This window comes from Bradyrhizobium sp., assembly GCF_049512235.1.
Classification (GTDB): domain Bacteria; phylum Pseudomonadota; class Alphaproteobacteria; order Rhizobiales; family Xanthobacteraceae; genus Bradyrhizobium.
In genome coordinates this window covers 1-11204 of record NZ_JBEKXH010000203.1, presented here as the reverse complement: position 1 = coordinate 11204, position 11204 = coordinate 1, and the positions used below count along the sequence as shown (strand labels likewise).

10 protein-coding genes and 1 pseudogene are annotated in these 11204 nt (G+C 61.7%); 6 read left to right on the top strand and 5 right to left on the bottom strand.

Annotated elements, in window-relative coordinates; translation table 11 throughout:
• Positions 1-288: 288 nt before the first annotated feature.
• Positions 289-531, top strand: a complete 243-nt coding sequence (locus ABSG20_RS19150; protein WP_423866081.1) for a hypothetical protein — start codon at positions 289-291, stop codon at positions 529-531.
• Between the two features lie 9 nt (positions 532-540).
• Here ABSG20_RS19150 and ABSG20_RS19145 read toward each other — a convergent pair whose 3' ends face one another.
• Positions 541-1161: a response regulator transcription factor gene (locus ABSG20_RS19145; RefSeq protein WP_423866080.1), complete on the bottom strand. Its 621-nt coding sequence runs from the start codon at positions 1159-1161 to the stop codon at positions 541-543.
• A gap of 201 nt (positions 1162-1362) precedes the next feature.
• Here ABSG20_RS19145 and ABSG20_RS19140 point away from each other — a divergent pair, with 201 nt between their 5' ends.
• Entirely contained in the window at positions 1363-2745 is a 1383-nt protein-coding gene (locus ABSG20_RS19140; protein ID WP_423866082.1) for a histidine kinase, read from the top strand.
• Between the two features lie 176 nt (positions 2746-2921).
• Positions 2922-5366: a TonB-dependent receptor gene (locus ABSG20_RS19135; RefSeq protein ID WP_423866079.1), complete on the top strand. Its 2445-nt coding sequence runs from the start codon at positions 2922-2924 to the stop codon at positions 5364-5366.
• Between the two features lie 26 nt (positions 5367-5392).
• Here the strand turns inward: ABSG20_RS19135 and ABSG20_RS19130 are convergent, their stop codons facing one another.
• Positions 5393-6238, bottom strand: a complete 846-nt coding sequence (locus ABSG20_RS19130; protein WP_423866078.1) for an ABC transporter permease — start codon at positions 6236-6238, stop codon at positions 5393-5395.
• Positions 6235-7011 (bottom strand): ATP-binding cassette domain-containing protein, encoded by a 777-nt coding sequence (locus ABSG20_RS19125; protein ID WP_423866077.1) that lies wholly within the window; start codon positions 7009-7011, stop codon positions 6235-6237. The genes ABSG20_RS19130 and ABSG20_RS19125 overlap by 4 nt, the downstream gene beginning before the upstream one ends.
• Positions 7012-7459: 448 nt before the next feature.
• Here ABSG20_RS19125 and ABSG20_RS19120 point away from each other — a divergent pair, with 448 nt between their 5' ends.
• Both ABSG20_RS19120 and ABSG20_RS19115 read left to right on the top strand, forming a co-directional pair.
• Complete coding sequence (locus tag ABSG20_RS19120) at positions 7460-7873, top strand: c-type cytochrome (RefSeq protein ID WP_423866076.1); 414 nt, start codon at positions 7460-7462, stop codon at positions 7871-7873.
• Between the two features lie 146 nt (positions 7874-8019).
• Complete coding sequence (locus ABSG20_RS19115; protein ID WP_423866075.1) at positions 8020-8382, top strand: hypothetical protein; 363 nt, start codon at positions 8020-8022, stop codon at positions 8380-8382.
• Between the two features lie 206 nt (positions 8383-8588).
• Here the strand turns inward: ABSG20_RS19115 and ABSG20_RS19110 are convergent, their stop codons facing one another.
• Positions 8589-9425: a quinoprotein dehydrogenase-associated SoxYZ-like carrier gene (locus tag ABSG20_RS19110; protein ID WP_423866074.1), complete on the bottom strand. Its 837-nt coding sequence runs from the start codon at positions 9423-9425 to the stop codon at positions 8589-8591.
• 123 nt (positions 9426-9548) lie between these two features.
• Complete coding sequence (locus tag ABSG20_RS19105) at positions 9549-10448, bottom strand: quinoprotein relay system zinc metallohydrolase 2 (RefSeq protein ID WP_423866073.1); 900 nt, start codon at positions 10446-10448, stop codon at positions 9549-9551.
• 544 nt (positions 10449-10992) lie between these two features.
• On the opposite strand from ABSG20_RS19105, the pseudogene ABSG20_RS19100 reads away from it, so the two are divergent.
• Positions 10993-11204: pseudogene (locus ABSG20_RS19100) on the top strand (PQQ-dependent dehydrogenase, methanol/ethanol family); the annotation flags it as partial.

Here is an 11204-nt window from a genome sequence, read left to right as displayed (position 1 = left end):
CCCAACTCTCTCACTCCCTCTCCCCGCTTCTTTAGCGCGGGAGAGGGTGGGGTGAGGGGACCACTCGGGCGGTCCCGATGCGGCGCCCCCCTCACCCCAACCCTCTCCCGCCCCCGCGAAAGCTACGCTTTCGCTTGGGGGGGCTTGGGGGGAGAGGGAGCCCACCGTCTACGCGGCCAGCGTCCGGGACACGAGTTCTTAAGCCAGCGCGTATGAGGGATCGACGTAGGGGTGCCCCTAGTGGGCGCCCTGCTTGACCGACATTGAAGGACCGAAGAAAAGCGAAACATGAGCACTCTGGAACGGGCCATCGTCGTCGCCGCCGAAGGCCATGCGGCGTCAAGGACAAGGGCGGCGCGCCGTATGTCCTTCGCCCCCCTGCGCATGATGCTCGGTCTCTCATCCCTCGACGAATGGATCGTCGCGGTACGGCACGAGGTCCGCGAGGATTGCCCGGGCTGGACATTGGACCGGCTGCGAGGCGAAGGCTTTCCCGATCGCATCATCGCAGCGCGGGACTCTCCGACCTGACGCTCCAAATCACGAAAGCCCGCTTTCGATCGCGAAGCGCACCAGTTCGGCGGACGAGCGCAGGCCGAGCTTCTGGCGCATGATCGAAGAGGTATTTGCGATCGTCTTGTAGGAGGCATTGATCATCCACGCGATCTCGGAGAGGCTCTTGCCGGTACCCAGCAGCCGCAAAATCTCGATCTCGCGCGCCGTCAATTTCGCCAGGCGGTTTTCGGCCAATCCCGGTCCGGCGAAGGCCAGGCTTTGAGCGATCGCGGGCGGCAGGAACACCCCGCCGCCGCCAACCCTGCTGATGGCTTCGACGAGATCGCCGGGGTCGCCGGATTTCGACACATAACCCTTGGCACCTGCCTCGATGGCGCGCGCGGCGAAGATCGGGTCGTCGTTCATGCTGAACATGATGATCCGGGCCGCTGCATCACGCGCCAAAAGCCGCCGCGCCAGCTCAAAGCCGGAAACGCCGGGCAGGTTGATGTCGAGAATACAGATATCGGGCCGCGCGCCGACAAAAACCCGCTCGCCGCTTTCGGCGTCCGCGGCCTCCAGGATCTCGACATCGCCTTGCCCGGCCAACAGCGCACGACAGCCCGAGGCCACAATGGGATGATCGTCCACGATCAGAATGCGCATCGATGTCGGTCCGTGTGCCTCAGGGCCGGCCGCTGCAAGTTGGGTTGCAGCGCAACAATATGATCGGCGCGGGCGGAGCCCCGATACCATGCATCGCCGGCCTCCGCCACCCTCGGCAACTATGGCATTCCGGAAGGAGTGCGCTACCGTTCAAAACGCCTTGCGGCTCAGGTGGAGTCGCGGCCGGTGTGGGGCATTTCCATGTGGCAGAAGCTCTCCTTGCGTGCGCGGCTGAATACGCTGGTGGCGCTCGTCATGGTGCTTGGCCTCGGGATCAATATCGCACGGCTGCTGCTGGAGGCTGCGCCGCGCGTTGTGGCCGAAGATCAAAGCGTGGTCAGGCTGGCGCGCGGTTTCGTCGAGACCTTGCTGTCAGATCTCAACGATGCAGCTGACCCCGAAGCGAGGCTGAACCAGATCGTCTGGGGTCTCAAGCAACTGCGCCATGTCAGCATCACGCGCCGGGATCCGGCCGCGAGCGGGCAACCTGCCGCGCCCTCCGGCGGCGCCGGCGAGCGGCAGGCTCCCGGCTGGTTTGTGACGCTGATTCATCCGGAGCAGACCACGGTCGACGTGCCGATTGTGGTCAACGGCCGGTCACTGGGATCGCTCGTCATCACCTCGCACCCGACCGACGAAATCGCCGAGATCTGGGACGGCATCATCACCCAGATCGAGGTCGGGTCCGCGATATCAGCCGCGCTGCTTCTGATCACGATGAGTGTCGTCAGCCGCGCGCTGCAGCCGATCCAATCGCTCGCGGACGCCATGACCGGCATCGAGGCAGGCCGCTATGACACCCGCGTCAGGCCTTCGGGCTCGCCCGAGCTGGCCGCGATCTGTCGCAAGCTGAACCATCTGGCAGCCGTGCTGGGGACATCTGTCGAGGACAAACGGCATCTCGCCGAGCGCATGGTCTCGCTGCAGGATGCCGAGCGCAAGGAGATCGCCCGCGATCTGCACGATGAGTTTGGGCCCTATCTGTTTGCGCTGCGCGCGCACGCCTCCTCGCTCCGGCAATTGGCCGACACGTCGGCGCCTGACCTCGAGGTGTTGCGCAAGCACATCGGCGCCATGTTCGATCAGGTCAATGCGCTGCAGCAATTCAATCGGCGGGTGCTTGAGCGGCTGCGCCCGGTCGGCCTGGCGGAACTAGGGCTGGGCGATGCGTTGGCTGCGCTGATGCGGCTCTGGCGGGAAAGCCATCCGGGCGTCGCGATCGAAACATCGATATCGCCCTGCCTCGGCGCGCGCGGCGAGACCGCGGAACTGACGATCTACCGCATCATCCAGGAAGCCGTGACCAACGTCTTCCGCCACGCTTGCGCGACCCGCGTCGATATCCGGGTCGAGCCGGCCGTCCGCACCGGCCTGCTCGACCCGGAGGCGATAAGGGTCAGCGTACGCGACAATGGCGCCGGCCTTCCGGCCGATCATCGGCAGGGTTTCGGTATGATCGGCATGCGGGAACGGGTGCTGGCATTGGGGGGCACCATGACCGTGGCGTCAACCAGCCAGGGAGTGACCGTGGAAGCCTTGGTTCCCTGCGGAATACCACAATCTGATCTGCTCGAGCCAACATAGGCCAACTGGATAGGCCATTCCCCGGGGCATCGCGATGTTCTGGCATCGGGATTTTTTCCCGACGGCGCGACCTAATTTTCCCGCCAGAAATCATCGCTTCGGGGGTGCCGATCTGCGGTTGATCTCCTAGCATGGCTCCCCTATCGACCAGCGCGAGCGGAAAGACGGATCAAGTAATGGGAAGGCGCTTGATAAACGTACGATCCGTGTGGCTGGCATCGGTATGCATTTTTGCCGCGACCGGACGCGCCGCCGCGCAGGAAGTGGAAAGCCCCAAACCGGAAGCTCCGAGCACTGTCTTGCCGGCGGTCACGGTGGTCGCCCCACCCAAACCAGTTGCCGCCCGTCCCGCGCCGGGCGCGGGACCAGCGCGTTCGGACATCCCCCAGACGAGGCTGACCGTGGTCGCAACGACGCCGCTGGCCGGTACCGGCATCGATGCCGACAAGGTGCCGGCGAGCGTCACGACGATCTCCTCCAGCGAAATCGCGCGGACGCAATCCGCAAACGTCACCGATACGCTGCAGCAGCGGGTGCCGGGGATCGTCGTCAACGAGGTCGCCGGCAATCCCTTCCAGCCGGACGTCCAGTTTCGCGGCTTTGTGGCTTCTCCGGTATCGGGCACCCCGCAGGGGCTGGCGGTCTACCAGAACGGGGTACGCATCAACGAGGCCTTCGGCGACACCGTCAACTGGGACTTGATTCCGACCGCGGCGATCCGGTCGTTGGGCGTGGTCGCCAACAATCCGGCGTTCGGTCTCAATGCGCTCGGCGGGGCAATCAACGTGCAGATGAAGAATGGCTTCAACTACCAGGGCGCCGAGATCGACACGATGGGCGGCTCGTTCGGCCGGGTCCAGAGTTCGCTGCAGTGGGGCAAGCAGGTCGACAACTTTGCCGTCTACGGCGCGCTCGAAGGATTGCACGATGACGGCTTTCGAAATTTCTCGGCGTCGAACGTCCGGCGCTTTTATGGCGACATCGGCGCCAAGAACGATCAGGCCGAATTCCACGTCAATGTGGGCGTGGCCGACAATGATTTCGGTGCGGCCGCCACCGTGCCGGTCGAATTACTCCAGCAATATTACGGTGCGACCTACACCACACCACAAACCTCGGAAAATCGTGTCGGCTATGTCAATATGACCGGTAAAGTCGAAGCCACGCCGAGCTGGACCATCGAAGGCGTCGGGCATGTCAGGATTTTCGATCAGAAGACCCAGGATGGCAATCCGACCGGCACCCAGCCATGCACGGCCGATTCGACGCACCTTTGTTATGGCGACGGCAGCGCGCCGGCGTTCGGCCTGGATGGGATTCAGCTCCCCAACACCTTCGGTCCGAACGCCATATTGGGAGAAAACGATCGGACCTCGACCCATTCGACCACGACGGGCCTGTCCTTGCAGGCGACCAACACCGATCCGTTGTTCGGCCACAACAATCATTTCGTGGTCGGAGCCAGCCTCGATTACAGCGTGACCCATTTCTCGGCCAGCGCGGAACTGGGCACCATCGGTTCGGACTATGTCGTCAGCGGCAGCGGAATATTTCTCGGTCAGTCCGGCAACCCGATTTCGATCGGCCCGGTCTCGCTCCGCGCCACCAATCAGTATACCGGGCTCTATGCCCTCGACACCTTCGACGTCACCAACGCGTTTTCCATCACTGGCGGCGGCCGTTTCAATGTCGCCAATATCGATCTGCAGGATCAAATCGGCACCTCGCTGAATGGCAGCGATACTTACACGCGGTTCAATCCGATTATCGGCGGTACCTACAAGATCACGCCCGGTTTGACCGCCTATGCCGGCTATTCGGAAGCCAACCGGGCGCCGACCCCATTGGAACTCGGTTGCGCCAATCCCGCGCAGCCCTGCGTCATCGCCGCATTCCTGGTGTCCGATCCGCCGCTGAAGCAGGTCGTGTCCCACACCGTCGAGGCCGGCTTGCGCGGCACCCGAGACCTGAACATCGGGACGCTTGGATGGAAGCTCGGCGTGTACCGCGCCGACAACACCGACGATATCCTCGCCATTCCAAGCCAGGTGCAGGGGTTCGGCTATTTCCAGAACATCGGCTCGACTCGCCGCCAGGGCATCGAGGCCGAGGCCAACCTGAAGTCCAGCACCTTCGAGGTCTATGCGACCTACGCCTTCGTCGATGCGCGCTTCCTCGACGCCCTGACACTTGGCTCCAACAGCCCGTTCGCCGACGCCAACGGCAACATCTTTGTCCAGCCCGGCGATCAGATTCCCGCGATCCCCCGGCATCGCGTCAAGGCGGGCATCGATTATTTCGCGACCGAGAAGCTGAAGATCGGCGGCGACATGCTGCTGGTCAGCAGCCAGTATTTCGTCGGCGACGCCTCCAACCAGGCGCCCAAACTTCCGGGCTACGCGGTCTTCAACGTTCACGGCTCCTACGACATCAGCAAGAATGTCCAGATCTATGCCCGCGTCGATAACGTCTTCGACAATCACTACTCGACTTACGGCACGTTTTTCGACATCGCGGCTCTGCCCAATTTCGCCAATGGCGGCGCGGCCTTCACCGACGCGCGCTCGGTCAGCCCGGCGCGGCCGCGCGCCTTCTATGCCGGCATGAAGGTCACCTTCTGAAATCCGAGCGACCTGAGCGACCCGCTTCAGCCCGCCGGACCAGCCCGCCGCGCCAGGAACCCGCGCGCCGGATCGTAGGCCAGAATCGCACCGAACAGAAAGACCACGGTGCAGCCGAGCACCACGGCCAGTGAAGGCCAGGAGACCTTTTCATACAGCGCAAAGCGGATCAGTTCGGTCGCATGGGTGAACGGATTGAGCTGACAGATATAATACAGCAGCGGGCTCGATTCCTTGACCCGCCACAACGGATAGAGCGCCGATGAAGCAAAAAACATCGGAAAGATGACAAAGTTCATGATGCCGGCGAAGTTCTCGAGCTGCTTGACCAGCGATGACACCAGCATGCCCAGCGCCCCCAGCATGAATCCCGTCAGCAGCAGCACCGGCAGCAGCGCCAGATAACCCAGCGGCGGCGCCTCGATATCCCAGAACCAGGCGATCAGGAGGAAGGCATAGGCCTGCAGCACCGACACCAGCGTGCCGGCCAGGAGCTTCGATGTCAGCAGAAACCAGCGCGGGAACGGGCTGACCAGGAGGGTGCGCATGCCGCCGGTCTCGCGGTCATAGACCATCGTCAGCGAGGATTGCATGCCGTTGAAAAGCTGGATCATCGCGATCAATCCGGGCGCGATGTAGACCTCGTAGAGGATGTAGGTCTCATAGGGCGGAATGATCGAGATGCCGAGCACCTGGCGAAATCCGGCGGCAAAAATGAACAGCCAGACCAGCGGACGCACCAGCGCGGATACGAAGCGTTCGCGCTGATGGATGAAGCGCAGCGCCTCGCGCCAGACAATGCCCTTGAGGCAGATGAAATACTGCGCCAGAGAGAAGCCGTGAGTGTCCATTGTTTCGCTGACGGCCGTCATCGGACTGACCCCAATTCGTGCTGATCCGCGGCGCCGGTCAGCCGGTTGAAGGCGTCGCGCAGATCAGTGCCCGCGGCCCGCTCGACAACCTCGCCCAGCGCGCCCTTCGCCAGCACCCTGCTCTTGTGCAGCACCACCACGTCATCGCCGGCATCCGCTTCGTCGATCAGATGCGTCGCCCAGAGCACGCCAATGCCCTGCACGACCGACAGCCGCCGGACGTGTTCGAGAATATCGGCACGGGCCTTGACGTCGAGGCCGACCGTCGGCTCGTCGAGCAACAACAGCCGGGGCTGGTGCAGCAGGGCGCGCGCGATCTCGATGCGGCGCATCTGCCCGATTGAAAGGTTTCCTACGCGCTCGGAACTGCGTTCGGTCATGGCGACGCGGTCCAGAACCTGTGCGATCAGTTCACTGGCTCGCTTGCTGGCGATCCCGTGCAGCGCAGCGTGATATATCAGGTTCTGCCGCACCGAAATATCGACATCCAGCGCCCGGGATTGGAAGACGACGCCGAGCTTGCTCAGGGCGGCACTTGGTTCGCTCGCAATATTGTGTCCGAAAATCCTTATCTGACCGGATCTTATGGCATAGAGCCGCGTGATCAACGAAAACAGCGTCGATTTGCCGGCCCCATTCAGCCCCAACAGCACGGTAAAGGACGATTGCTTGACGGTCAGGCTGACATCATTCAATGCGATCCGCTCGCCGTAGCGGTGGCTGACCCGGTCGACTTCAAGGGCGGCGGTCTGCGCGAGGTCAGATGGCCTCATGGGCATTCCAGAAAGCTCGGGTGTGGCCGGTGGATCATTTTGTCACCCGTGCGCCGTGCCATCGAACCACCGTTGAGCCGACGAGACAAAATGCTCATGCTGGCAGCTTCCCGCGCCGCAGACTCCCGAAGGTTTGGTGTCGGCATTTAGCCTACTGCGTGGTCTGCAGCAAGGTCGGCGACGCTGGCTGCTCGCTGGCTGCCGACACAATGCTGACGGCGGCATGTTCAAGCCCAATACCAAGCTCCGGCTTGACCTGAATTGCCGATCCGGACTAAATCACCGCCGTCGTGAGATGCAGGTTTCGAAGCAAAATTGCTTGCGCGGGCCTGATGCTCTCGTCCCGAGCGGCGTACATTGGCTGCGGATCAGCGGAGCATGGTCCCTGCGAGGTTTTTAGTCTTGCAGGTCGTGTCCCGGCACAGCGACTGGCACGCCATTTCATAGGATGCAGAAAATAACGGATGGGCCAGTGACAAATCTTAAAGGTTACGTCTTTGCCGCCTTTGTACTTGCAGCTTCGGCGGGCGCCGCAGGCGCTCAGGACGCCGCGCTTGGCGAAAAGGTTTTTCTCAAATGCAAGGCCTGCCACCAGATCGGCGAGGGCGCCAAGAACGCCGTCGGACCGGTGCTGAACGGCGTGGTGGGACGAAAGGCGGGCACCACGGACTATAACTACAGCGACGCCAACAAGAATTCGGGCCTGACCTGGGACGAGGCGACGCTGAAGGAATATCTGAAAAATCCCCGCGCCAAGGTTCCCGGCACCAAGATGATTTTCCCTGGCCTTCCGAAGGAGGAAGACATCGACAATGTCATCGCCTACCTGAAGCAGTTCGGGCCTGACGGCAAAAAGACCTGAGCGGCGGCGCAGGCCGGATCGACAACCCATTGCAAACCCACGGTTGGAGCTTTGCCCCTGGCTTGGTGGCACGGGGCGTGGCGTGAACGGCTTGGCCCGAGAACGGCTTGAACCGTGAAAGGCTTGAACCGTGAAAGGCTTGGACGATGGCTTGCTTGCACGTATGGTTGCGGTGGGGCGGCGTTTGGGCGGTCTTGATCGGCGCCGCAGCTTCCAATGCGTCGGCGCAAGATCTCAACGACTACCCGACAGCGGCGCGCGCGGACTATGTTTTCGCCTGCATGAAGGCTAATGGCGAAACGCGCGAATTGCTGGAGAAGTGCTCCTGTTCGATCGACGTCATCGCGTCGATCATCCCTTATGACCGTTACGTGGCCGCCGAGACCATTCTCTCGATGTCAGAGGTTACCGGGCCCGTCGGTTCTGAATTTCGATCGACCGAGCCGGCCAGGATAACGCTGCAGGAATTCCGCCGCGCCCAGGCGGAAGCGGAAGTCCGCTGCTTCTAGTACAGCGTTTGCTTGATGCGAATGATAGAAAGTCGATGTCGTAGGGTGGGTTGAGCTCTTCGCGAAACCCACCAATTCCGCCGCCGCGATGAGTTTCGTGACCAGTTCGGACAGGCGTCCGATCTGGTCACTCTACCCATCTGCAAGTGATCGGTTTCATGGCATCGGTCGTCTAGTCACTGCGGACCGGCGTGCGCCGCGGCGCACTACAGCATCGACTTTTCAACTTCCCACTCGGACCGGAACTGCTCCTTGCTGGTATCGACGGCCTCAACACGAAATTTCGCAGCGCCGTTCGGCCTGTAGTTGAAACGGATGTTGGGATCTTCCGATATCGCGATGCCGCCATCCATCGCCACCACGAGTTCGTCACCCTGCCAGATCTTCAGGTTCTCGATAAAGAATGGCGGCACGTAAAGCCGCGTCAGCTGGTCCATCTGCAGGCCCGAATTCTGCGGGTGCCGCAGCATCAGCTGGGCCTCAGGCAGCGCCTCGGATTCCGGCCGGAAGGTACGGAACTTCATCTGCCCGAGCGTCGACTTGCTGGCGTCGGCATTCGACGACGCCGGCGCCGAGCAACCCCCTGACGCCTTCACGAAAGCCTTGACGCCATAGAGCTGGCCGTCGCTGAGTTCGGCAACGAGGCGCACATAGGAGTAGGTGTTGACCCGGACCCGCGTTGAAATCGAAGTTACGCCGGAATGCGGGCCGATCGTAAAGGTTCCGGCAACCGGTGCGGGGTTTTCGTCGATCACGAGCGTCAGCGACCGCAGTGTGCGCTTGTCGTCGCCGGCGAAGTCGACGCGCATCCCGATCGGCACGATGGCGGCATCCTCGGCGCGCCGGGGCGCATCCAATATCACGAGGCCCGAGCCGTCTAGAATGGGACGATCCTTGAAGATATCGCCTTTGATACTGTTCCAGGTTTCTTCCGAAGGCTGATCCTGCGCGCCGGCGGCGGACTGCGCATGGGCCGCCAGTGGTCCGGCCAAATAAAGCGCCGTCACCAGGGCAGGGACGATCACTCTGGAGAAGATCGACATCATCGAGTTCCACTTCCACAATCATTGGATGGTAAGTCTATCTGATACGCCTGCCAGCGGCAAGACGGGCGTCACCAGGGCATGCCCAGTGGCATGCCCAGGGCATCCGGCACGACCTTGCCGTCACTCCCATTCGAGTTCGCCGAACGCCGCAATGACATTGCGCGAACGGTATTCGTCGAACAGCAGCCACTGCGAAGCTTCGCTGCGCCCGGCCTCCCGGGCCACTCTGGTCAGGGGCATGCCCTGGACAATGCAGCGGCGCACTTCGCTGGCGAGGCCATCGAGATAGCGTCGCTCGTCATCGACAGCCCCCCGCCAGTTGCTGACAATCGGGCCATGCCCGGGAACCACGCGCTCGGCGGGAAGGCGGCGCAACTGCTCGATGTCGGCAATAAAGCCGCGAATGCTGCCGTCAATGACCGGAATATGTTCAACGAACAGCAGGTCGCCGGCAAACAGCGTCGAACTTTTGATATCGAATATCGTCAGGTCATTGTCGGTATGTCCGGCGGGCCAAGCCTTCAACGTCAATATTCGACCGCCGAGATCGAGCCGCATTTCGTCGTCGACGACGAGCGTCGGCGCCACCATCCTTGTTTCGTCGATAAGGGCATCGCCGAGCAATGGGCGAAAGGCCTTCAGATAGAACTCGCCGCGGGCCGCAATCGCGCGCGGCAAATTCCTGTGCCCGACAAAAATGGTCCCGTCCTGCACGAATGCTGCATTGCCAAATATGTGGTCGGGATGGACGTGCGTATTGATGACATAGCGGACCGGCTTGGATGTTACGGCACGAATCGCGGCCAGCAGCCGCTGCCCTTCGCGCGCGCTGCCTCCGGTATCGATCACCGCAACCGCGTCGTCACCGACAATGAAGCCGGCATTGGCGGCATCGCCTTGATTTGATTGGCGCATCATTTCGATGCCGCCGATGTGAACATAGAGGCCAGGCGCGGCCTCGGCGATCGGCAATGGCGCGACGGTTTCTGACGCCTGCGCGCCGCGGCTCGGAGGCAGCATCAGAGCGACGATCATTGCAAAAACGATGCCCACAAAACCGAATGCCCGTCTTGGGCTGATGTCGTGGTGGGCTTGCCGGATGACCCGACGAGGCAACATCCTCTCGTCGGCCCCAAAGTTGTCGCGAGCCGTCCCACTTCCAGCGGAGTGGGCCATTGGACTGTTCTCGTTTACATTGCAGTGCGACAAACCTTCGACCTCAGGACAAATCATAGCTTGCTAAAGTTCGAAGAGTTACTTAAACTTTTTCTACGGCTTTGCGAGTTCTACTGAATTTGCGAGCAACGGTAGCAGGGAGACCCGTTGTTATCAGCGGGCGCTGCGCCTGGATTCTTGCTGGAGACCTACGGACAGACTATCGACGGAGAGTCTCGGCTCTAGAGATCTAAACGCTGTGGCGGTGCCGAAAGAACAATCATCCAAGAATCATCCAAAAGAGGGCGAACGACGTCCCGTGGCAGTTTACGCGTTGTCCAGGGAGCGTCAGCGACCCTCCAGGTAAAAACCAAGTAAAAACCAAGTAAAAACCCCAGGGAGGAAGCTAATGAAAAAGTTTTTAGTCGCTACGACTTCGATCTTCGGCCTGTTGGCCATCCAAGGTTACACCGCGCGCGCGGACGAGGCGCTGGACAAAGCGGCCAAGGATCCCAAGCAGTGGGTCATGCAGGCCGGCGACGACGCCAATACGCGCTATTCCAAGCTCCATCAGATCACCTCCGCCAATGTCAAGAAGCTGCAGGTCGCCTGGACATTCTC